Annotated in this window: 23 protein-coding genes; 16 read left to right on the top strand and 7 right to left on the bottom strand. The window is 42.3% G+C overall.

What is annotated here, in order from left to right; genetic code table 11:
- Window positions 1–12 precede the first annotated feature (12 nt).
- Complete coding sequence (gene rmf / locus C942_RS16715; protein ID WP_007467856.1) at window positions 13–186, top strand: ribosome modulation factor; 174 nt, start codon at window positions 13–15, stop codon at window positions 184–186.
- A gap of 228 nt (window positions 187–414) precedes the next feature.
- Here the strand turns inward: rmf and fabA are convergent, their stop codons facing one another.
- Together fabA and C942_RS16705 are read right to left on the bottom strand one after the other, a co-directional pair.
- Complete coding sequence (gene fabA, locus C942_RS16710; RefSeq protein ID WP_007467854.1) at window positions 415–930, bottom strand: bifunctional 3-hydroxydecanoyl-ACP dehydratase/trans-2-decenoyl-ACP isomerase; 516 nt, start codon at window positions 928–930, stop codon at window positions 415–417.
- 69 nt (window positions 931–999) lie between these two features.
- On the bottom strand, window positions 1,000–2,712 hold the full coding sequence (locus tag C942_RS16705; protein WP_036800678.1) for an AAA family ATPase: 1,713 nt from the start codon (window positions 2,710–2,712) through the stop codon (window positions 1,000–1,002).
- A 307-nt stretch (window positions 2,713–3,019) separates the two neighbouring features.
- Here C942_RS16705 and matP point away from each other — a divergent pair, with 307 nt between their 5' ends.
- The 4 genes from matP to C942_RS16685 all read left to right on the top strand — a co-directional run bounded on the left by matP (window position 3,020) and on the right by C942_RS16685 (window position 4,910).
- Complete coding sequence (gene matP / locus C942_RS16700) at window positions 3,020–3,478, top strand: macrodomain Ter protein MatP (RefSeq protein ID WP_007467850.1); 459 nt, start codon at window positions 3,020–3,022, stop codon at window positions 3,476–3,478.
- Window positions 3,479–3,563: 85 nt separating this feature from the next.
- Window positions 3,564–3,869: a DUF3634 family protein gene (locus tag C942_RS16695; protein WP_007467848.1), complete on the top strand. Its 306-nt coding sequence runs from the start codon at window positions 3,564–3,566 to the stop codon at window positions 3,867–3,869.
- Between the two features lie 69 nt (window positions 3,870–3,938).
- On the top strand, window positions 3,939–4,340 hold the full coding sequence (locus tag C942_RS16690; RefSeq protein WP_007467846.1) for a PPC domain-containing DNA-binding protein: 402 nt from the start codon (window positions 3,939–3,941) through the stop codon (window positions 4,338–4,340).
- A gap of 75 nt (window positions 4,341–4,415) precedes the next feature.
- On the top strand, window positions 4,416–4,910 hold the full coding sequence (locus tag C942_RS16685) for an acyl-CoA thioesterase family protein (protein WP_036800675.1): 495 nt from the start codon (window positions 4,416–4,418) through the stop codon (window positions 4,908–4,910).
- Between the two features lie 17 nt (window positions 4,911–4,927).
- Here C942_RS16685 and C942_RS16680 read toward each other — a convergent pair whose 3' ends face one another.
- Window positions 4,928–5,173 carry a hypothetical protein gene (locus C942_RS16680; protein WP_007467842.1) on the bottom strand — a complete coding sequence of 82 codons (246 nt, stop codon included), beginning with the start codon at window positions 5,171–5,173 and terminating at the stop codon, window positions 4,928–4,930.
- A 302-nt stretch (window positions 5,174–5,475) separates the two neighbouring features.
- Here C942_RS16680 and C942_RS16675 point away from each other — a divergent pair, with 302 nt between their 5' ends.
- Window positions 5,476–6,210, top strand: coding sequence for a PilZ domain-containing protein (locus tag C942_RS16675; RefSeq protein WP_007467840.1), 735 nt, complete (start codon window positions 5,476–5,478; stop codon window positions 6,208–6,210).
- Between the two features lie 138 nt (window positions 6,211–6,348).
- On the opposite strand, the gene C942_RS16670 is transcribed toward C942_RS16675, so the two are convergent.
- A complete protein-coding gene (locus C942_RS16670; RefSeq protein WP_036800672.1) occupies window positions 6,349–6,747 on the bottom strand; it encodes a response regulator in 399 nt (132 codons plus the stop codon).
- A 270-nt stretch (window positions 6,748–7,017) separates the two neighbouring features.
- Here C942_RS16670 and C942_RS16665 point away from each other — a divergent pair, with 270 nt between their 5' ends.
- The 4 genes from C942_RS16665 (at window position 7,018) to C942_RS25155 (ending at window position 8,844) form a co-directional block, all read left to right on the top strand.
- Window positions 7,018–7,302, top strand: a complete 285-nt coding sequence (locus tag C942_RS16665; RefSeq protein ID WP_007467836.1) for a hypothetical protein — start codon at window positions 7,018–7,020, stop codon at window positions 7,300–7,302.
- A 523-nt stretch (window positions 7,303–7,825) separates the two neighbouring features.
- Window positions 7,826–8,038, top strand: a complete 213-nt coding sequence (locus C942_RS16660) for a hypothetical protein (protein WP_157372642.1) — start codon at window positions 7,826–7,828, stop codon at window positions 8,036–8,038.
- Window positions 8,039–8,073: 35 nt separating this feature from the next.
- The gene (locus C942_RS16655; protein ID WP_232428188.1) at window positions 8,074–8,244 is read left to right on the top strand and encodes a hypothetical protein; all 171 of its coding nucleotides are present in this window, start codon (window positions 8,074–8,076) and stop codon (window positions 8,242–8,244) included.
- 456 nt (window positions 8,245–8,700) lie between these two features.
- Window positions 8,701–8,844, top strand: a complete 144-nt coding sequence (locus C942_RS25155; protein WP_007467830.1) for a hypothetical protein — start codon at window positions 8,701–8,703, stop codon at window positions 8,842–8,844.
- A gap of 95 nt (window positions 8,845–8,939) precedes the next feature.
- On the opposite strand, the gene C942_RS24730 is transcribed toward C942_RS25155, so the two are convergent.
- A protein-coding gene (locus C942_RS24730; RefSeq protein WP_086004401.1) for an IS1 family transposase occupies window positions 8,940–9,640 on the bottom strand; the annotation gives its coding sequence in 2 pieces (ribosomal slippage) (window positions 8,940–9,391 and window positions 9,391–9,640; 702 coding nt in all).
- 1,182 nt (window positions 9,641–10,822) lie between these two features.
- Between C942_RS24730 and C942_RS16650 the strand changes: the two genes are divergently transcribed.
- The 6 genes from C942_RS16650 to C942_RS16625 are packed head-to-tail and all read left to right on the top strand — an operon-like array spanning window position 10,823 to window position 19,765.
- Window positions 10,823–12,331, top strand: a complete 1,509-nt coding sequence (locus tag C942_RS16650) for a site-specific integrase (protein ID WP_007467824.1) — start codon at window positions 10,823–10,825, stop codon at window positions 12,329–12,331.
- The gene (locus C942_RS16645; protein WP_232428187.1) at window positions 12,315–13,958 is read left to right on the top strand and encodes a site-specific integrase; all 1,644 of its coding nucleotides are present in this window, start codon (window positions 12,315–12,317) and stop codon (window positions 13,956–13,958) included. The genes C942_RS16650 and C942_RS16645 overlap by 17 nt, the downstream gene beginning before the upstream one ends.
- Window positions 13,959–13,961: 3 nt before the next feature.
- Entirely contained in the window at window positions 13,962–16,505 is a 2,544-nt protein-coding gene (locus C942_RS16640) for a hypothetical protein (protein ID WP_007467821.1), read from the top strand.
- Complete coding sequence (locus C942_RS16635; RefSeq protein WP_007467819.1) at window positions 16,498–16,989, top strand: hypothetical protein; 492 nt, start codon at window positions 16,498–16,500, stop codon at window positions 16,987–16,989. The genes C942_RS16640 and C942_RS16635 overlap by 8 nt, the downstream gene beginning before the upstream one ends.
- The gene (locus C942_RS16630) at window positions 16,986–17,453 is read left to right on the top strand and encodes a hypothetical protein (RefSeq protein ID WP_007467817.1); all 468 of its coding nucleotides are present in this window, start codon (window positions 16,986–16,988) and stop codon (window positions 17,451–17,453) included. The genes C942_RS16635 and C942_RS16630 overlap by 4 nt, the downstream gene beginning before the upstream one ends.
- A complete protein-coding gene (locus tag C942_RS16625) occupies window positions 17,450–19,765 on the top strand; it encodes an AAA family ATPase (RefSeq protein ID WP_007467815.1) in 2,316 nt (771 codons plus the stop codon). The genes C942_RS16630 and C942_RS16625 overlap by 4 nt, the downstream gene beginning before the upstream one ends.
- A gap of 326 nt (window positions 19,766–20,091) precedes the next feature.
- On the opposite strand, the gene C942_RS16620 is transcribed toward C942_RS16625, so the two are convergent.
- Together C942_RS16620 and C942_RS16615 are read right to left on the bottom strand one after the other, a co-directional pair.
- Window positions 20,092–22,017: a DUF4365 domain-containing protein gene (locus C942_RS16620; protein WP_007467813.1), complete on the bottom strand. Its 1,926-nt coding sequence runs from the start codon at window positions 22,015–22,017 to the stop codon at window positions 20,092–20,094.
- Between the two features lie 148 nt (window positions 22,018–22,165).
- Window positions 22,166–23,287 (bottom strand): HNH endonuclease, encoded by a 1,122-nt coding sequence (locus C942_RS16615; RefSeq protein ID WP_036800666.1) that lies wholly within the window; start codon window positions 23,285–23,287, stop codon window positions 22,166–22,168.
- Window positions 23,288–23,407: the final 120 nt, after the last annotated feature.

Raw genomic sequence — 23,407 nt, 5'->3', positions numbered from 1 at the left:
GAGGATCGTACTATGAAGAGACAAAAGCGGGATCGTTTGGAGCGCGCACAGGCTCGAGGCTATCAAGCAGGTATTAATGGTCGTTCCAGTGAAGATTGTCCATATCAATCAGCGGATGCCCGTACTAATTGGCTAGGTGGGTGGCGAGAAGCAAGAGAAGATCTACAATCTGGCCTCTATAAATAACACTCCCTTCATATCACCCTTATTGAGCCCCTTAGGAGAAGGGGCTTTTTAATGTCTGCCACTACGACTGAATTTTTTCGACGTAATATATTCTTATCAACCTATTTAGAGATGCAAGTACAGGGCAGTTTAGTGACAATGTCACAACGATTAAGTGTTTGAATTTAATCCAGATAAAGAAAAAGGCCGCATAAGCGACCTTTTAGAATACATTTACTTTCGTTGTTGTTAGAAAGAAGAGGTATCTTTGAACAGACCAACCTTCAGATCTTTCGCTACGTAAATTTCTTTACCGTCAACCAGAACACGACCGTCAGCAACGCCCATGATTAGTTTTCGGTTGATTACGCGCTTCATCTGGATTTCATAGGTAACTTTCTTTGCTTCAGGTAGGATTTGACCAGTGAATTTCACTTCGCCAACACCCAGAGCACGACCTTTACCTTCACCACCGGCCCAGCCAAGGAAGAAACCAACTAGCTGCCACATTGCATCAAGACCAAGGCAGCCCGGCATTACAGGGTCACCTTTAAAGTGGCAACCGAAGAACCACAGGTCAGGGTTAATATCCAGCTCGGCATGGATGTAGCCTTTTCCGTGCTCACCGCCTTCATCGGTAATTTTAACGATACGATCCATCATCAACATATTGTCAGATGGTAGAGACGGGAAATCCGGACCGTGTAGTTCGTTGTTACCACATGCTACTAGTTCTTCGTAAGTGTAAGATTGCTGGCGTTTCATCAGACTTATTAAGCTCCTTCAAAGATATGCTGGCAATTTAGCTTACACCTGTACGCCTAACAACTCGGATCAGTTCTGGACAAACCAGTTTCGGATGTAAGCTAACCAACTGACTTCACTATCATGATCGCCATGATGGAAGTGTTCAATTCGCTGCGCAATCTTCGCTAGTATGGTTTCCGGGTCGTCACTCTCACTACGGAAAGCTTTGCCAGTTAACAATGGCAGGGCATCATCGACACTCTCTACGGCCCATAGATGGAATTTGCCGTTACGAATCGCTTCCAGCACTTCATCGTTGAGACATAGATTGCTCAGGTTTGTCTTAGGTAGAATCACGCCCTGTTTGCCTGTCAGGCCACGGTAGGCACATACCTTATAGAAACCTTCAATTTTCTCGTTGATACCGCCAACAGCTTGTACGCGACCAAATTGGTCTACTGCACCTGTTACTGCAATCTGTTGGTTGATTGGCTGTATTGCCAGTGCAGATACTAATGAGCATAGTTCAGCCAAAGAGGCACTGTCACCATCAACTTCGCAGTAAGACTGCTCAAACACGATTGAAGAGGAGAAAGGCAGTGGCTGATCCAGGTCGAGAGCAGAGCTGACAAACGCCTGCATGATCATCATACCTTTGGCGTGAATGTTACCGGCCAGTTCAGCTTTACGTTCAACATCCGAGATGTCACCGTCACCAAAGTGAACCACACAAGAAATACGCGCAGGTTCGCCGTAAGCACGAGGGTGACCCGGCATTTCAACCACAGTCAGGCCGTTTACCTGACCAATCATCTCACCCTGGCAGTCAATCACTACCTGGCCCTGGTGGATATCTTCGATAGCACGCTCAGGCAGGTAAGATTCACGGAATTCACGAGCTTTAAGGGAGTTTTTCAGATCTTCTGCCGTGATATGACGACCTTCAGATTCAATCGCGGCTTCACAAAGCAGATTTTGATGCCAGATTGGGCAGAGAGGGACGCGAGTTTGATCTTCGGCGTAACGGGCGCCTGTTTTCAGCACCACTTCCAGTGCATCGCGATTAGCTAATTCAGGCAATGTTGTTTTTTGAGTGATACTTTTCAGATAAGCAAGGTAAAGCGGTAGGCTTTCATCACTCAATACCAAATCCTGCTCAAACTCACCGTACATTGAGAAGCCGGAGGCGATATCCGGTTCAGCATTTTCCAACTCGGCCATCAGGTAGCGATCACCAATAAGAATCAGCTTCACATTAAGCTGCTCTGCTGGTGGTAGAGGATAGAGTACTTTCTTGGTCGAAGGCTGCCATTCCAAAGAGCCGTTCATCAGCACGCTCTTAAGGCGAGGCCACAGGCTTGGATTGCTGAGGATACTTGTTACAGACATCACCAGGTAACCGTTGTTCGCCTGATGTACTAATCCGTGCTTAATCTGCGGCTTAGTTAATTTATCATCTTCACTTGGCGGATAAACAGCACCAAACAGGCTTTGTTCCGTTACATTTTCACCAACAACAATTGGCGTATTGCTGCCGGTATCGATATTCTTTCGTTGTTGAGCTTCAGTATCATAATGAGTTAACAGCTCAATGACGTAGTCGCGGTAGACTTTGTTATCCGGCGCTGTAATACGCAGAACACGAGGCTGTAATTCAACAGAGGCAAACCGGCGTACGGCATCTGCAAGACGATCCTGCAAGGTACCGATACGAGCCGGTGCCAGATCGTCATATTTGTCTAAAATAGCGTGAAACTTAGAATAGTCCGGAGTCATCGTACGCCAGGATTGTTCATGCATAGGCTTGAGCTTTATTCCGTTACTGTGAAAAAGACAGCAGTATAATGGAATCAATGCCTGCATAATAGGCAATAGGAGACGTTATTTATTGGATTTATCCTTAAGTTCATCTCAACCATTGTTTACAATAGCAATAATCCGCCTTTTAACTGGTTTCAGCTGAGCATCATGTTTCATTCTTTTTTGACGATGGTTCGAAATGTACTGAAAACAATCAGTTAAAATGAAAAGATAATTGAGCTTTTAAACAGCAGCAGTTACACTGTCACCATGTAAAGTGTAGCATTACTGAGAATCCTCGACGAATATGAAATATCAGCAGCTTGAAAACCTCGAAGCAGGTTGGAAATGGAAGTACCTGGTTAAGAAATGGAAAGATGGTGAAGCCATCACCAGTTATGTTGATACCAGTGAGGCAGAAGCTGCTGTACAGGATTTGCTGTCCATTGAACATGAACCGACTAAGGTTATCAAATGGATTGACAAGAATATGTCACCGGAGCTTGATAAGAAGCTTAAACAGGCTATCCGGGCAAAGCGTAAACGTCATTTCAACGCTGAACAGGTCCATACCCGCAAGAAGTCAATCGACCTGGATTATCGCGTGTGGGAAAGGCTGGCGGAAAAATCCAGAGAACTCGATTGTACGTTGTCTGACACCATTGAGTACTTGCTGAGTGAAAGTAATAAGACTGAAGTCGCCAGCAGAACCGTATCGGACCTGAAACAAAATCTGCATGAGTTGCTGGACTACGATTTAGATTAATAGCCTTTGGCTGCCGCCAGTTTTCTGCATACTCCGACAGCCGAATGTTTTCAATTATGAAATATCCGCTTAAAGGAGTAAGTGAATGGAATTTGTCATCTTATTGGCCGTTGCCGTCTTTATACTTGTCTTTATTGATCGGCCGGTGATGGTGCTGAAATTCGAAAACGGCAAACTGACACAATCAAAGGGGAATATTCCCAATGGTTTTCTGATGGGCTGTAAAGATATTGCGCACAAGCAGCCGTTTTCCGGGAAAATCAAAGTCTACAAAAATCGTTTCACGACGAAGCTGGTGTTTTCTAAAACCGTACCAGCAAAAGTTAAACAACGCATTCATAATGTCTTCCCGTATTCAGGCTCAACCAAGAAACGTGGTCGACGCGCTTAACCGTATTATTAGAAGGCTTCTCTGGAAGCCTTTTTTGTATCTGAACATTCATCAAATTTGGCTATACTCATGGTTACACCTCATGCTTTCCGCCTGACAAAAGGCGTCGATCTAAAACAATCCATCCTTGATTACGTTAAAGCTAATGGCATTTCAGCCGGTTCACTGATGAGTTGTGTCGGGTGCCTCAATAAAGCAAATATTCGTCTGGCAGACGAGGCGAAATCTCTGATATTGGAAGAGCCTTTAGAAATCCTGACTCTGGCTGGTACGCTGACACCAACACATCTTCATCTTCATATCTCCGTTGCTGATCAAAAAGGCAATGTATATGGCGGACACCTGATGGATGGTTCTGTGGTTTCTTATACCGCTGAGGTGTGCTTAGTTAGCTATGACAACCTAGCATTTAGCCGTGAGTTTGATTCAAACACCGGGTTTGATGAGCTCACAGTTCGTTCAAACGTTTAAAACTATCTATGTAAAGCCACTGATTTCGTATTGTATATACTAAACAGAGATGTCTATACAGATAAGGGGCATACAGTGGCTTCACATGAATACTTTCAGGACAAGTTAGTCGGGAATCATTGTTTTGGTTGCGGAGCCGATAATCCACACGGCCTGCAAATAAAAAGCTATTGGGAAGGAGAGAACTTGTCTGTTTGCCAATTTAATCCGCTCTATTACCATACCGCTGCACCTTCACACTTTCTTAATGGCGGCATTATTGCCATGATCATTGATTGTCATTGTATTTGCACAGCAATCGCATACGCCTATCAGTTTCAGGAAAGAGAAATAGGCGAGGGAAATCCGATCTGGTTTGCTACAAGCAATCTAACTCTGAATTATAAAAGGCCGGTTAATATCGCGGAGCAAGTGATTCTGGAAGCCTCTGTGATGGATTATGATGAGAAAAGAGCATCTCTGGCTTGTAAGCTCACCTCTGAAGGAAAAACATGTGTCGAAGCAACATTGGAAGCGATTGCGGTTACAGAAGAGTGGATGAATAAAAGCCCTGATAAAAATCGTATTTAAACAGGGCTTCTGTTTACTTATTTCAGCACATTAATCAGAGCCTGTTTACTGTCGAGGTACTGACTGATGGTTGCCTTTAATTTTGCTAGCTCGGCTTCAGCCTTTAGGCGCTTTTCTTTCTCTTCTTCTAGTTGCTTTCCTATATCCACAGCAAGATAACCGCCTTTGATCAGCGCTTTGGTTGTCACTTTGCTTTCAGTTAGTTGCTTGAGCTCTTCAATCATGAAGTAATGTTGTTCGATGTCTCTTATTGTTATGGCCATTGGACGTCATCATTTGTTATTTTGAAAGCATTTTAATAAAAAGAAGAAATTATTCAAACAATTAGATAGCTTTCTCCGCGGGAAGTATAAAAATGGAAATTCATTTTTGATGGCATAGCGAGCTCCTCTAATGCACCATAACTTTTTATTTACAATTAAATCAAAAACTCTAATCTGTTAAAAAAATAAGCAACAAAACAACTTGTTGATAAGAGTCTAACCAGCACGGTTGTAAATTTGAGCTATCTGATTAGAATCCTCCATATACATAAATAAAACAAATAACGTCAACGGGTTATATATTGAAATCGAAAGGAAATGAACTAAAAGAACGTTTTCTGTCGAATAAAGATAGAGAACAAACTGTCTCTGGTAGCCAGGGGATCGCAATGATCAACCATGGCAGTGAAGTTACAATCAGTGTGAAGACTCCTTTGGGGCGCTGGTTCAGGGCTGAAACAACATTCATTGGCACCAATAGTCGTGACGAAGTCTTTCTTGAGTTACCGGCTCTGAGCCAGGCCGATTTCGATCAGTACTTTTACGATGGCTTCTGGCTAAAAGTAAAAGCGATATCAGAACGGGGCGAAGGTGCCGTTGTTAATTTTAAAACGCAGATCTCAAACATCCTTTTTAAACCAGTCCGTTTGTTAGTTCTGGATCTTCCTTCTACTGCTGAACTTATTCAGCTTCGCAGTGAACCAAGATACGATGTTAGCCTGCAAGGTGAACTTTCGCTATCGAATAGGAAAGTGCTGGTGGAATTTACCGATCTTTCTAAGCTCGGTTGTGGCTTCTATCATGATGTAACCGGTCTGCAGTTTGAGGATGACACTCAGATGTTAATCATGGTTCAGAACCCAAATTCTGGAGAAGAGTATCATTTGTCCGGGAAGGTAAAGAGTAAGCAAGGGCAACGAGTCGGCACTTTGAATCGCTATGGGTTAATATTTGACGAACTTGGAAACCAGCAAGTCAAACGCTTACTGTCCAAACTGATCTTTGACGGATCCAAGCTTTCTTTCCGAAAGAATTAGTATGAGTCGGTTAGAAGTTATCGCACACCGAGCCTAATACAATTGCTTGCGTTAGTAGATAAGTAAAAAAGTCAAAGAAACTATGAAGTAAGTAAAAGTAATATGCCGTATCACCAAGTAAGGAAATACGGCTTTTTCTTAACTGTTAGCGACAGAATTCTCGGCTGACGCCTTAAATTTTGCCAAGCTGCGTTGAACTTTATGTACCGAAAGCGGCTTGATCAAATAATCCTGAGGCTGGTGAGAAAGCACTTTTTTCACGACATCTGTCTCACTTTCAGATGTGATAATAGCAACTGGCATCTTAGGTAAATTTTTCCTGATGTAGCCTAGTAACTCAATGCCATCTAAAGGGTTTTCTATATTCAAATCGAGAAAGATTGCATCAATTCGGTCGCTGGCATCAATGAGCACACGTTGTGCCATAGCTACATTGCTAACTTTTATAACCTCCCTCGGGTTTGAGCACTTCCTCAAGATCTGAGCCAATATTTCAGCCATCAACTTATTATCTTCAACAATCAAAAATCTATCCATGAAACACATCCGACCAGAACATGATATTGATTTATATGCATATAAAGATAGAACACTGTGTCTAGGTTAACAAGCAGCATAATCAATAATTTAAGCTAGAGCACAGAGTAACTGTATGCAGTGACGCGGTCACGCAATATAAGCCTTAATGCATAAATTGAGCTAAATCAATTCATGCCCCAAAATGCATATCAACGCCTTTATTTATAACTTTGAGAGAGTATATTTATTCGCAAACACCATTTGTCATACAAATAAATCGGAGGTTATATGACTAATTTCGAACAGTGGTTGGATACTGTATTCAAATCAGAAGCAGCCCCTAAAGAAATCCTGGACCTATACAAGGTAGTAGAGAGCCCAGCTAAAGGTGCTATTGGTAACTTCGGTATTACCAAAGATCAAAATGAGGGTTGGGTAGTGTCTTGCAAGTCAGTAGCCGAGAAACTTTCAATTGCTCATGAAAGGGATCGCATTGTATTTCTGAGCCTTATTCACACTAAATACGTTAATGACACTATTGATGTGGAAACCTGGGCACTACAACAAGCCTAAATTGCAAATAAGTAAAGTCGCAAGAGCCCGCCTAGCGGGCTTTTGAATACATGAACGGTAATAAGCAAATTAGCGTTTTTTGTGTCGACGTTTAAAACAACCTACGATCAGGATAGCGATAATAGAACTTATTTCTTTTCGATTTCACCTTATGGGCTTTGAGCGCGGTATAGGTTCTTTTTTAATTTATTACGGTGTCACTGAATGATTCATTAAAATCGGTGATGAAGTCGGGGAGCCAGGCATTGGCTTACTGACATGGAAACAGCATGGCGGTCGCTGTAAAAAGCCTTGCGACACTTATTAATCCACCAATTCAATTCCCAATTCCTGAAAATCTTTTCAACAGAAAAAATATATCGAACAAAACGTTACACACGCTCTGATAATTGTCCGGTCTGCGGCCCGATAAACATTTGTTGTTGCGAGTATTCCCACAACAATGAAATTTACCTCTATGAAGAACAATGCCCAAAATGTCATGATTTTTGGCAGGTTGCGTTTGATGAACAAGGAAAGCAGCATGGATAAACCAGTACCACAGACGACATATGTGTCGAGTGATAAGCTGATGAGAATCTTCGTGGAAAGTGTTTCCCAAGTTGATGATGATTTCTATCTGGTATCGATTATCGACGAGCCAAGCAAAGACGATATGTATGCAGACGGTGATGAGCTGACCAACTCTGAATGGCGTGACTTGGTCAAACAATTTGGATTAGAGAGAGCTGAGTGATGATAAAAGTTTTTTACGATGCAACAACGCCCGATATGATTTCAACATTCACAGAGCAAGATGGGTTCTACACATTTAAATCGTGGGACGACCTTAAAGCTATTTGCTCAATGGATTACGATGAATACGAACTGGTCGAGCTGACGCCAGAACTGTATAACGAGATGCTTGATGCAGGTGTTTTTGAAGGACACGAGCCGGGATAACTCAGGACATTCCTAACTGGATTTAACCCATTGGTGCGCATTATGTACATTATGTTAAATATGTCGGGTTTTAAGTTAGGTTCATGAAGAGTCAAAGATCAACGACTTAGCGCCTCTCTAAGCCCTTACCAACTTTATGTGATGGGTTTACGATAACTTCATACATTGGAGTTTTGGGGTTTTTGTTAGGTTCATGTAATTCTGTATATTTAACAGTATTCTTGATTTACCATAAAATAGCTAATTAGCACCTTACTTTAAGGTACTGCTGCAAATGGTCAGTTTGCCTAGTCCTTCAAGTTCGGTACTCATTACCAATAACTACAGAGATCAACATCTGCAAACACATTACTTCGCTGCTGTTGTAGATTTTACACAGCACACGATCAAAAACGACAAACAACGATCGTTGAGTAAATTGCTGACCGTTATTTTTCAGGTGTTCGCCTCATCGACATGTGGCCGCACGACTTACGCGATGTTCTGGTATTTGTTCAGTATCTGATTCAGGTCTACAGCGCGAATTGGTTTCTCCAGGACGTCGTCGATGCCGGTTTTCTTGTCTTCGATTTAGTCATACTGCATGACGTTGGCCGTTAACGCGATAATTGGAATATTGAATTGGCGCTGAAATAAAATTCGTGTTTTAACCCATCAAACACTGAAATTCCCGGTCATGACGCCAACTTGTTGAACTAGCATCTGTAGAACTCACGTTCAATAAATGTGCCTATCACTTTGTCGTGCATTTCTTCAGATTTAGAGAAACCAATGGTTTTGCGATTTAGCCGCTTTAATCGCGTTCTCAATGTTAGATTCTGCCGTTCTATACGTTGGGTAAATAACTTCCCTGTAATGTGCTTTTCAGCTGGAAGGTTTGATGAATAAACTCTGAAATCATCAGTACAGAAGAAATTGATTGTAAATGGCTCTAGAAGAATCAATAAAGCCTGAAGCGCTTCCTCATTGCGACGTCCAAAAGCATGGGCGATGATCCGCTTAAACCTTGGCTCCCAAGTATACCAAAGCCAACGTTGATTCTTTTTGTTCTGAACAAATGACCATTGTTCGTCAACTTCACAGATAAGCTCGATCTCAGCATTATCGAATGGAACTGAAGTTACTTGCCTCGGTTGGAGTTTTTTAGTGTTCTCAGCACGGTATTAAACCCGACTTTAAGCACTCTGGCAGTATCACGTAGCCCAGCGTTGTTCATGACCATATCGACAATTTGTTCTTTCACTCCAGGGTGGTAAGCATTGTAGGTGTAATCAAGCTGGAATGACTTTCGGCAATTAAGGCAGCAATAGCGTTGTGCTTTATTCGCTCCAGTCCCATGTTTGCGAACTGATTTGGTCTGAGAACAATAACGGCAAGGGACTTCAAGTGTCGCCATAAGATCACCCGATAACTCGACAAATAACTAAACTATAGTTCAAATCACCAAGTTGGCATCATGACCAAATTCCCATCGACACTAATATCATTGGAAAATTAAGAATTGCTATAAATACCGATAAAATAACTTCATTGCTTTTACGTTGACTTTGAGTTGAGATAAAGATAACGCCCGAAATTTTTATTATGTACACATCAGTGGTTCTGCTAAAAAACATAAGATAGGCATCATCAACTATAGTGTGAGAAAATAAAAGGATAGCAAGACTAAAAGATTTATACTTCATTACACCATGATAAAAAAATCGAATGTGCAACGGTGGAATGTAAAAGTTTAATTTGTACGGAAAGTGTGAACCCTAGCTCTACACCATAAATCAACATTGTATTTTAGGTACGCCCTGCCATATGGCAGTGTACTGCGGACTCATAAACTCACGCGCATAGCCTATTCGGTTCGATAGCCTGAGTGCTTTTATACCATATAACAACCAAAAACGTGACTCATCTCATCTTGCAAGGATATAAAAATAACGACAAACAGCTTACAAGCAGCAGTACAACAGCAACATTAGTCTACCATTTAATATGACAGGCGTCACATTTCCAAAAAAACATCTCTTGCATTGTTTTTCACCCAAAGCTTAAAAAATAGACATCTCTCTTGCAAGATGGATTATTTTCAATAAATTGCAATAATTATTGCTCTATAACTATTGCCATGTTTGTTTTGTAATAATTAACTTATCAAGTAGTTGAAATATATGATTTTATAATCATTGTCAAATATAATTTTGATTGGGGGTGATATGGGTGTATCAATTTAAATCAAAACTGAATCACATTAATTATATTAAAAGTAACTTTATAAAAAACAATATTCACTTAAGGTTTTGGAGTTGAAATATTGTCGCTCGTCGCTACACTGGCAGAAGGTAATATAAATCAAGTGAGAATTATCAATATGGGTAAAATACAAAGTCAGCCTAGAAAATCAATAAGAATATTCATAGCAAAAAAAATATAATGGAATAATCGGTGAAATTATAATTAACCATATAGATAAAGCAATTTACGCGCAATATCATACGAAGCACTATAACTTTATACATTAACGTTATTGTTTCAGTGACTGTATAAAGAGCTCGAACATATTAAATTGAGGACTTTCGTTAAGTTCATGACATACACCAATTTACATATATCAAGGAACGGACAGCTGACTCATGTCATGGTTGATGACAAGACTACCCTGCCATCCATGTTCCTCTCAATTTATGGATTGAACGAGCTGAGTAAGAAACGTTTAGGAACTCAGGAAAACATCTTGGGTTCGTTGCGATTCTTCTACGTGTACTACTACAAGAAGCACAAGCGGACATTTGATTACGACTTTTATCTGAAGAAATACAACATTGCTTATTTTATTGATGAGCTGGATGGCTTCTTCAACTACCTGCTTGGCAAGCAGCATCTCAACAACGAGAAAGATATCCTTGGGCTTGGATTCTTGCACTCTGCAATCTCGAAGAACAATAAGATCACCTATGGCGGCCATGTCAGAAATATTGGGAAATATTTTAAATACCTCAACTATCGGTATATGAATGTCCGTTTTCAGGACATGTCGCCAAGTGAAGCCCATAAGATCCACGAGGCGAATCGGCTAAACCTTAAAGGCAAGATAAAGGTCTTCAATAAGGTTGAAGTGTCGAAGGAAGAGCCAGCCAGTCGATATAAGAGTATTACTGATAGTCAGAATATTGAGCTGAACAACATGCTGATCCCCTCCACTCCTAAGTTCACTGACGTGGATACAGGGGAAGTTTATGAGGCTGTAATTAACCCACAGAACCCATTTAAAGAAGGGTTCGAGCAATACCGCAATTACATCATCCATAGGCTGATGTACAACTACGGTTTGCGTGTTGGTGAGACCCAGTTATTGATGAAGGATTGCATTGGGCCATCGTTGCCTGATTCACGGGGCAACATTCATTACATCATGGTCGTGCAGAACTTGCCTGATGACGTTAATGACCCTAGGAAAAGACCGCCTTCACTGAAGACCTTGCATTCTCAGCGGCAAATTGAACTGACTGAGGATGACTACACGATGATTTCGATTTATATCGAGAGTTTCCGTGATCCACTATTCATTGAAAAAGACATTGATGACCATGGCATCCTGTTTATCAAAGGAACAGGTAAGTTAACTCCGTTAACTTACGATGCAATCAGGACTTTTTATAAGAAAAAGGTAGATCCGACTTTTATCAAAATTCACCCCTACTACCGTACCGTGAAGAATAAGTATATCGACTACATGGTGACCCTAACTCCACATGTTGGGCGTCATACTTGGGCTTATATAACGCTTGAGTACATCTATAACGAACTCTTAAAGGAGTCAGTGATGATGGCAAAAGACTTTGGCATCAGAACAAGGATGAATGGAGAGCTTGATGCTGCAGTAGAGCAACTCCGCGCCTTAGGTGGATGGTCGGTCACAAGTAATGTGCCTTTAAAGTACGCAAAGCGATTTATCGAGCTGGTTGCCAACCAAGCTAACCTTGGCAGAACAGTCCGTTATGACCAGCATACGGCTATTCCTGAAGTGAAAGCCATAAACGAAGCAACAGAATACACCTACAACGTATTAGATGATGGGTATGATGAATTCCTATAGCGATGTTATGCGGGAGCAAATTCAAACTGAACAGTCGACTCCCCTGTTCACTCATGAGCAACTCAACTGGATTAAATCAACTGAGTTGCCTAGCAGGGTTTTCCTGAAAAGTGCCACAGAGTTTGATGATCAGTTTTTGTATTTTCATAATGATTGGCGCTTCCGGTATTCAGGAGAGAATAAGAGCATCCCTTTCTCTAAAGGTAAGCATTTCAGAGATTTGCCTCCTGAAACAATCAAGCTGATTAAGATTATCTCGCTCAAGTACATTGAGGAGAACTCAGCTTCTGTCGTTGACGCCTTTGCTACTGGCTTAGCAATGACTTTTGCTGACATTAGTTCTGTCACGCGTGACAACCTGCTTGCCAAATTACACGCCCTTGTTGCCAAGGAAAAAAGGAATCATGCAGATAATTCGCAGTTTTATTACACATTGTTTGCTCTGCGTAAACTTGACCGCCTGAAGTTTTTTAAAAGCACGGACGGCAAGGAAGACCTGGAAGAGCTTTTGCTCGAGCTACCACGACCGAGGAACAGCAATTGGGGTGTTTACCAAAACCTAGACATGGTAATTCCTGAAGAAGTGTGCCTGATAATCGAAAATGGTGTACAGCGTTGGGCGTCTAAATTGACCCCCTCGCTGAAGACCAAGGAAGAGAAAATTGCTCACTTGAAGAAGATCAAGAATGTCGTAAACCTTGATAAGTTGCGTGACTGTGTAACTACTGGGATCGTTTATTACGTTGGGTCGCGACCAGTTCAGCTTGGTAAGATGGCAGGAGGAGACTTTGTTATTGACACCATGAATGAGCATGGGAGCCGCTTCTCCATTCTTGTCCCCTATGCCAAGAAATCAAAGCTAACCATTGAGCGGATTCGGGTAGCTATCCCTGAAGAGCTTGGGAGACTGGTAATGCTTTACATGCGCCTTGCCAATATTGGCAAGGAAGATGCCCTGCTACCCCAAAAATCGACTTCTAATAAGCCAGTCAACGACGCTATTAAGCGAATGCTTCTACTGTTCTCTCCCAAAGAGATTCAAAAAGCAGTGAAAAATAAAGACTATGAGCTGCCTGTCTATACAGCTAGTCTTTTCCGCCACAATGTTGGTCATTCTATGGCGATGAATGGCGCAAGCGCCATTGAGATTGCTTACGTCCTGGGGCAATCCTCTCTCGTTGTGGCCAATAAATATATCGCTGCTACTCCAGATATGGCTGATATTCGTGAGCAGGCTCTTGGTCGCAACCCTGTATTCAAGAACATGATTGTACTTATGTTGACTGGGAACCTAGTACACAGCAGTAAATGGACAGGTCGCAGGGTCGCAGGGTCAATTGGTGGGAAACTCCATTACCATCTTGGCGGTTGTGATTACGAAGAGGAAATCTGCCCCTTCTCTCAAGGCCGAGCCTGCCATGGCTGCTTATACTTCAAGCCTTTCACTGACGGTAAACATCACGATGTCCTTGACTCGTTCAATGATGAGCTAGCAGAAGTCCGAAATGTGGCAGATGACACTGCTACAGTTAATCACCCTTTGCTTAAGGAGCTGACCCGCCGTAAGCAACATGTAATTCAAGTTATCGCTCGCATTGAAATGGCTGAAGCAAAGGAAGGAAATTAATACATGTTTGAGCAACAGAAGAACTTCAATGCTTACATCGAGAAGTTTAAAGGTAAGTTCAATGAGCGCCTTGCTGCCTACAATGCTGAAGGCCAGTTGGACTGGGATGCGGGCTCATGGAGTTTTGGTGAGAAAGGTGTCGCATGGCTTAAGGAAACCAAAAACCATGGGTTTAAGTTCGATGAAGTCACCAACCGAACTAAAGGTCTTTCAAAAATGGATATCTCCAAAGAGTATCAAGACTTTATGCGTGCCTACCAAATGCTAATGGTGACCTCAAGTAGTACGCTTGTCTCCGGGTCTGCGTTAGATAAACCATTGCAGGTGATGAAGCGTTGGTATTGGGAAATGGTCACCCAAACAGGCCAGACTCACCCGATGTACCTCACTGCCGATATCATTCATGCTGCAATGAAGAGACATAGTGAAGTTACAAAAAGCGCCCCCAACCTAAGTGACTACTGTGATGTTGCCGTAGCTGCTATCAAGAGGCTTCGCCAGTATAACCTATTCCTAATTAACGTTGAGGTTGAAAACAAGTACCCATGCCGCAACCAGTCCAACGGCACCAAGGAAAGGCGTAAAGCTGAACATGCAAATCCTGAACTAACAGACGATAAAAAGCTAATCTCCATTCGTGCATTTATGTGTGTGATTGAGCTAATAGCATTAGCTGAAACCGATTATCAGCGTGTGTTCTACAACATGCTGCTGCTCGCAATCATCTGTGGCTTCCGCTTCCAAGAAATGATGCTGATGAATATGGATTCATTGGTCAGGAGGGAGATCAAAGATGAAGACAAGCGGAAACATGCAATCGAACAAGGTTGGCCTACCTATAGGCTAGGTATCGAGTACCTTGGTGCCAAGCAAGCAGGTTGGCGAATTCACTGGTTGGCACCAACCACTTACCCTGTGGTTGAGGCAATCTATAAATCTGTGGAAGAGCTTACGGCTGATTCCCGTGAAATTCTTAAAGGCTTCAGGGAATCAGATTTCACCAATATGCTGCCAAACAAGATCACAGAGCTTCCTGGTGAGTGGGTTGAATGCCGTGAGCTGGAAGGCATCATGTTCACAGGTTCAGGCGGTTCTCGTAAAGATCTCGGTAAGTCAATCAGGACATCTATCAAGGCATTTGCTGGGCATGAGCCGAAGGTCATCCCTGTCCATAAGCAACTGAAAAATCGGTATTTTACCAAAGAGCAGTTGAACGATTACGTGTACACGCGTTACGCCGAAACCAAAAATTTTGAGAAAGGACATCAGTGTGTCATTTCAGCCAAGAATGGTTCCGAATGGGAGCATTGTAACTACGAGGACTTGATGTTCATTGTGCCTGAAGGCGGTTTTGGGATCTCCACCGACCTGGTCTCTCTGATGCACCCTGCACCACTGGATGAGCACGCCGTTGAGGCATGGCTAGGCGGTGCCAAAAACAGGAAGTCAATCTTCGATTATTACAACTTATTTGAAGATGATGGTTCTCGTATCAATATCAAAAAGCATGTTCCAAGGCATAACATCAATACCTTCTTGGCAATTGCTGGGGTTACTGATCACATCCAAGCTATTTTGATGGGACGTGTTGATATTACCCAGAACAAACATTATCAGCACCAAGCCGAATCTCAGTCATACCTGACGGCTTCGCTAGCTGTTACTTCACTGGAAAAGGCTTTTGATGAGAACAAGAAAGCCCTTACGAAAGATGATCAGCTATCCCTGTTTGATTCAGATGGGGAACCAGCTCCACAATCTAAATCAGAAGTACCAGCAGCCCCAAAAACTGAGGTTAGTCGCCGTATGGCTGCTTTGGCGAAGTCAGTCAAAAGTCAGAAGAATACAGGTGTTGCGAACGTCAAAGCATCAGCTTCGATGATGGTTGATCCCAAGCTCACAATGGAGCACAACCTCAAGCAGAATATGCAGACTTTTGGCGAGACAAGTGCTGAAGTCGCCCACTACTTTGAAGGTGCAATGTCTGACAACTTCTTGCCTGATTTGAAAAGTGCTCACGACAAGTTGCTGAAGCAAAATCTGGCCGCTAAAGCTAAAGAACTGCTGGAGCGTCATGCAAAACTCCATCCCCTAGGGTTTGGTGCCTGCACAAGGGATGTGGGTCGCTGGGGTTGCCCTCACGCGATGAAATGCCAGTCTGGTGTACCTTGTGGCTACTTCTCCCTTACAGGCCGTATGGGCGAAGCTGAGGAGGTCTCACGGCGCTTAGAAGGCAAGAAGGAAGAGGTCATTATCCTGCGTAAACTCCATGAAGAAAACCCTTCATTCAAACTGGCTCTAAAAGAACAGGAAGAAGCATTGATTGTGTTCGAGGCGCTTGAATGCAAGGCTGTTGATGCTCTGAATGCTAAGAAATTAGTGTCCCTTCTATCCGAAGATAAAGATAACCCGCTAGGTAAAATCCTTGAGCGTATTAATGAACAAATGCTGATTGGCAAAACTCCGAATACCCTTGCTGATTTGTTCTTCATTGAGCAAAAACGCATGGAGAGAGATGCAGCAAAGAAGGAAGCTCATAATGGCTAAGAAACCACGCGATAACAACGACAAAGTCATTCAGGGCAAAGAACTTGATAAATACATCAAGGCTGAATTGAGTGCCATGGTACGTGAGGGACTTGAAAAGTCCCCCATTCAGCCATCCACGTTACATGCTCGACTGAAGGCCAAAGGCATTGTTAATGGTGGCGTAAGCACCCTAACCTCCCGAAAGAGGATGATTGATGAGTACAAACTTCGTCAGCATAACAATCATATGGATGGCAAGCGAGAGATGACTCCAGAAGAGCTGGCGATGCTGGCTAAAGGTCGAACTGGTGCAGCGTATATCAGCAAAGCTGATCGTCTTGATGTTGACCTGAAGGACTTACAAGCCATGTATGAAAGGAATATTCTTGCTGTTGCTGACATCATTGAATACGTTGACAACGCCACTCCAATGAATGTTGAAGATATGCTTGCAGAAGACCTGATTCGGGAATTAGGAGAGCGGAAAAGGAATGGCAAATGAGCAAGAAAAACCAAGGGATTGAAAAAGATAAGAAGCTAACGCCTGCCGAAAAAACTTTGGAAAAACTGAGGATTTGGATTAGGGAACAGACTCGTGAATCCATTGTGGAGCTTGATAACAAAGGCAAGATTAACAGACAAAAATTCAAAGCTCAGTCTGGGGTAAACTCACGAGCTGTTACTGGCCAAAACCCAAAAGCAACGACGATGTTGAGGCGTATAGAATTGAAGTGGCGCAAAGCTGGTTGGCTCTCAGAGGTTGCTAAAAGTGCCAGTTCTGGTTCTGGTCAAAGTAATAGTTCAGGCTATGATGAACCTGAATTCCTTGATCCTAGGGATGCTGAAATTGCTCGACTTAACGGTGAAATCAGTAAGCTGAAGCAGCAGCTTTACCAGAAAGATATTCAGCTTAAGCGGTTCGATGAGTTCAAGGATGTTCTCTACCGAGAAGGATTCTTTTCATGAGCGAAATACCGAAGAATATTCAGTATTCGGCTGATAACCCGTTCGTAACTGGCAATGTTCGTATGTATTTTCGGATCACCTGCGTCCATTATGATGAGCGAAATGACAAGTGCTATGTGCGAGGGACAGTCAATAAGCGTGAGATGCGAAATGCATATACTGCTATATCTAGCATAAAAGTTAATACCACCTGTTTTGGTCTGCCTTCAGTTCCAGCTAAGGGGGAATACTGGCAAGCCTATGGTCAAGTTGAATATTACACCGAAGAGAAATATAACTCGATTAAGCACATCTTCCACTATAAGCAGCCTCAAAGCCTTGAGTTTATGATGCCCAACACCCCAGAAGAGGTGTCAGAATTCGTTTCTAAATCGGGTGACTTTCCAATGATTGGGGCGTCACGGATATTCAACATTTGGGATAAGTACAACGATGAAGCTCTTCAAATCATCTTGGATGGTGATATCGGGAAATTGACCGCAGTTGATTTGATGTCAGAGGAAAACGCTAAAACGCTGGTAGAGGGATTTAAGAAGTACGAAAATCTCAAGTATGCAGCATGGTTTGCCAAGCATCGTATCCCACCAATGGTTCAGCACAGCTTCTTCAAAATGAAGGCTGTAATGGAGATTCAGGATGGTGAGGAAACCAAGGAAGTGAAGATGCCGCCCCCACCGGAGGTTATCACTGATAATCCATACCAGCTCACCACCTTGGGGATGAAGTTTGCTGACATCGATAAAATGGCGCTATCAACCTTCAACAAGCCTTTGGATGACAAAAACCGTTTGGTTGCCGCAGTAAACCATGTGCTCTCAGAGGATGTAGTGCCAAGGGGCCATACCTTTGCTTACCATTCTCAAATCATTGCCCGTGTAGCAAAGGTACTGGATAGCACAGAGTTGGCTGAACAAGCCTTAGTGCAGTCGGAGAAGATGCTGAACTTCCGACGTGGTGAGAATGACACATACCACCATGGCTCCCTATACCTGATGGAGCGCCTTATTGCGGAGCGATTTAGCACTCTCTTAAAGCGCAAGTCAGAATGGACTGATGAGTACCCGATAAAGATTAATACCGCCATGACAGAGATTCCTTTCCGCCTTGCTCCCAAGCAGGTTGAAGCTATCTTTTCCGCTTTGGAAAACGAGGTTTCTATCATATCGGGAGGTGCTGGCACGGGTAAGACGACGGTATTGAGAACAGTTCTGAGGGCTTTCGAAGAGCTAGGCTATACCATCCATGGCATCGCATTATCTGGGCGAGCGGCATTGCGATTGTTCGAGTCCATCAGGATTCCGACCAAGACCATAACTCGATTTTTGGGTGATCCTGACCTTCGCAGTGAAGATGCGGAAGGCAACCCACAGAAACACCTAGTGGTCATTGATGAATCTTCGATGGTAGATACTCTAAATATGAGTCGGATCGTCACCCACACCTGTCCTGAGGTACGGTTCTTGATTGTCGGTGATGATGAGCAACTTGCACCGATTGGTGCTGGTAAGATTCTCTATGACCTCATCCAGTCAGATGTCGTGCCATGTGTTGAGCTTGACCAAGTCCAGCGACAAGATGAAAGCACTGGTATTCCTGAATACTCACGAGTTATCAGGAGTGGCAAGGTTCCAGAGGAGCTTTCATTCAAGAATGTCCACTTCCATGAGTGCCGAGAAGCTGACATCGTTGATAAGTGTATCGAGATTTACCAGCACAACCGTGGTCGAAGTCAGATGATATCTGCAACCAGGAAGACTACATGGGCACTAAACACCAATTGTCAGGCAATATTCAATGCATATTCACCAAAGCTCACCTATGAGTATCTTGGTCGCACCATTGATTCTAACTTCCGTCAGTTTGACCCGGTAATCTTCACGAAGAACCACATCAAGTTCGGCATCCAGAATGGATTGCTAGGCGATCTAAGTTCCATTCAATGGGATGAAGCTGGCTATGGTTGGGTGAAAACCCAAGAGCTAGAAGAGCTGATATCACTGAGTCCACAGCTCATCACAGAACTTCAGCTGGCTTACAGTGTCACGTTGCATAAGGCGCAAGGTTCGCAGTTCCCAGTAGTCATCGTTGCCATGGATAACAGTGGCCTGATTGACAGGTCATGGCTCTACACGGCCATCACCCGAGCAGAGGTGGAAGTTCATATTGTTGGCACTAAGGCCAAATTCATACAGGCCATCAAAAGTGGTCATCGTGGTCACGAGCGCCAAACCTACCTGCAGGAGCTGTTGCATAAGGCTCTACGACGCATTAAGCGCAAGAAGATGGTTCGACGGATAGTGAAGCGAGTTTGATGCCGCATAGCGGCATATAAGGGCGGAGAGAACGCTAAGGGGGGCTGGCCGTAAAGCCTTATGCCTATCTGCGCCATGTATTAACCGAGCTATCTTAACGCGAAAAAGGCAGAGATTTGGCCGATCTGCTGCCCTTTGCTTTCAATCACGTCAAATAACTAAGAAGGTAGAAATACCCGTTTACACCCTTATTGTGTTCAACTAATCATCAACCTTTAGCTATCGACGAAATGGTTCCACAGTCATTTGGTTTGTCAAATGCTGAACTACCTTTGACATAGTCAGTAACCACCAGACTAGCCTCAGAATCGGAACTCCTCTCTTTGTTAAGTGGTTACCTTATCAAGTACTATTGAGTTAGAAGATTCACTGCCCCCTAGTCTTACTTCAAACTGATTATCTTTAAAAGTGCTGATGTATTCTTCACAATGTTGAATTAACTTTAAAGCAAGCTCATTAAATTCACCGCTAGAGGGAAATTGTTCAAAAAATTCACTGACTATTTCTATCCCCCATTTTCTACTCGCTACTTCTAGGATCAAGGAAAGCAAACCTGTTAGATTGGCGTTAAATGCGCACCCCATAGCGTGTAACCAAGAAGGTTTATAGTGTTCATCCGAAAAAGCAGAAACTAGGAAGCAATAACAAGCTTCTTCAAACTCCTCTCTTTCGATTAATTTTGTTCCAATAAAGAACTGACTATCAGGGCACAGAGCATTCTTAGTTTTGATGAATGATAAAACTTCTTTTTCACTAGATTTTTCGATAAATTCTCGTCCCGCTTCACCCTGTTTTTTTTGCACTTCAACCCCATACCTGCTAATAAGATATTCTAAGCAAATTATTTTTAAGAACCATTCAGAATTTCTGACATTTAACTGTGTGGCATTTTCTTCTAGTATTATAAGCGCCTGTCTATAGTTTCCTGCCAGCATCAAGCTATCAGCGTAAAGAACGTTATTTTCAGGTGTGTTTTCGCTCTCAATTGATTGCGCATATAGCTTATTAGATGTTCGGTATTTTCCGATCATGAAAAAAAGACCTGCAAGTTCTTTTTTCCAATAAGGACGAAGCTTATAGTCTGAGTTTGTCTTTGCTGCCTTGAGGTAGTGCTTAATTGCTTCGCGATTGTAATCGTTACCTCTTAGACAGTTGCCTATGTTGTAGTAATAAGTAGCTAGAACTAACGGGTCATCCGTACTTTCGATTAGATCCTCATATGCGCTAATTACAGCGTTCATCTGTTCTTTTGGTGTTTGACTGATGACTAGTGATAAGCCAAATTGAGCCAAGTTAAAGCCATCGTCTTTATTGGTTGATTTTTTCTCTATCTCAACTACGTACTTGATCGCGTCAGGAATGTTGTTTAGCTGAATTTTTGTAGCTATATATGAAAAAAATATAGGCTTGCTGTCTCTTAAACTAGAGCTATTTATGTACGCATCATATAGCCCTTCCGCTTCTTTGACGTGACTTAACCTCTGTAGAATGAAAGCCAATGCAACATATATATCAGAGAGAAGACGATCTAAGTCAGCTGTGTCATTTGGTGGCTGAAAGTGCGCTCTAAAGCTACCTACGCCAGCAAGGTTGATATAATACTCTTCGTCAAATATCTCTATAAAGCTAGTTGTTTTTTCATCAAGGCTTGATACTAAAGAGAATGAAAATGGACATCGTAATTGTTTCGAGCTTCCTATTATCTTAGTAGCAAATTTTGCGGTGTATTGAGACAGAGAAGCTTTGCTATCAATTTTTACTGCAATTAAAAAAGGTTTTTGTAGTAAGTGACGCTTTATCGAATGATACGCTTCAAGCTCGTTAAGGCGTTTTTCTGCGCTAACGTCAGTCCATTTATCTTTTTCTCGAAAAAGCATGCAAAAGCTTTTTTCTGCCTTTGTGTCATCATTTGGATTCAAAGAGTGAAGCCAGCGAGTGTAAATGGAACCTGATTTAGCTAGATACCGAACGATTAGAATTGGTACTTCTAGTTGATTAAAGTAGTTCAATGAAGACATTTTCATTCTAAGTTTTAGAGCCTTAGTTTCATTCTCTTCATCTGTTGCTTTTAGCTGTACTAGGAATTTTTTCCCTGTTGTATAGCCATTGGAATCAATAATCTCAACCTCACCATCAATGCCATAGTCGTGGGCAGGGGTTCTATATATCCATTGTTCTGGCAAGAGGGATTGAAATTTTCTAACTGAAAGGTCTTCTAAAATATGAGTTCGAGTTCTTCTAGGAAGATTCATTGGTTGCTCCATGAATTATATCTGAACCGAGGCAGAGATTTGCTCTATAGCACCAAAAAATAGTCATAATAACCAAAAGGTTATGTATTGTTCTTTGGTTTTCGACAGTATGCAAATCTTTCAGATAAAGGCATATGGCACACTAGGTTTATTGGATAATTTCGAATAAACCCTCAACAGTGTTACGCCCTAAAATACGTATTCCCCCGTACCCTAAAGTACCGTGTGTTGCATAGCAGTATTCGAATAGCAGGATTTCTTCTAAGCCATCACCGTTAAAATCAGCTCTTGCAACTTCGATAAGTTGTTGACCCATTCCTTCATGTTCCTCAACACACAACATATTTTGTTTAATGCGCTTTATACTTATCGTGCCATCATCGACTTTGCTTTGATAGGTGGCAGAAGTGTCCTCTATCTCTGGTGCATCTCCTATCCAGGGGAACAAAGAGAACGGAATCAACTCTATGTCAACAACTCCTGATCTTGGATCGTCTATAAAGCTACGTTCAGGTACTGTTGCAGCTTTAAGTGAACTCAGCAGACCATATTGGTGCTCAAAGAAAGAGGACATTTTGATGTCAAAGTTAGTAAGAGCATAATATCCTGACTCAATTGCTTCGTGGTATTCCTTACAAGTCTTTACATGTAGGGTTTCATTCTTATCTTTAGTTAACGTTACACCAACAATATGATCGTTTTGTCCGAGGCGTACTTGTCGGCCTAGGAGTTCGTCAATATCAGCCTTTGACACAGTTCGAATCTCAGCAGAGTCAAAAAATTTCAGGCTTTCTATCAGATGGAAAATTTCATCTGGCTGCTCTTTATGTTCATCAAGAATATTTGCTACTTCAGAAGGCGATAACTGACCTCCCTCAAGGCATTGTTGAAGCAGTACTAAAGCTTTTCCACGAATGTTACGCTTACTGATTTTTTCTAGGTTTTTTAGAACCTCAGCCTTCCTATTGTCAGCAATGCCAAGGAAAAATTGAGTGCGTGCTTCGTCGAAAACAGTGGCACCTTTCTGAAGATTTGCACCAGAACGACAGGGTAATAAATTCTCGTATCCATAAATGTCGAATTTTTCATCCAGCTTTAGCAACGACTTTACTTTCTTTAATTCAGTAATGTTACTGGCAAGGCTTTCAGGAATGATGTGATCAATGTGAAAACTACTCATATCGAGTGGTTCCCGTGTATAAGCACATTTCTTGTTATGAGCTAACCACAAGGCTTCTCGTTCGAAAGCACTGAACTTCTGAGTAGACATTGTTTTTTTGAGCCCCTGTTCTGGCGATAGATCATTTTAATAAACAGATTACATGGATTAAGAAAATTTGGTCAAATGCAAACTAGCCAATATGCTGGGTTTGTTGGCGATAAATCAAAA

This window comes from Photobacterium marinum (genome assembly GCF_000331515.1).
GTDB classification, from domain to species: Bacteria; Pseudomonadota; Gammaproteobacteria; order Enterobacterales; family Vibrionaceae; genus Photobacterium; species Photobacterium marinum.
The sequence above is the reverse complement of the archived record's forward strand: the minus strand, read 5'-3'. Positions and strand labels throughout refer to the sequence as shown.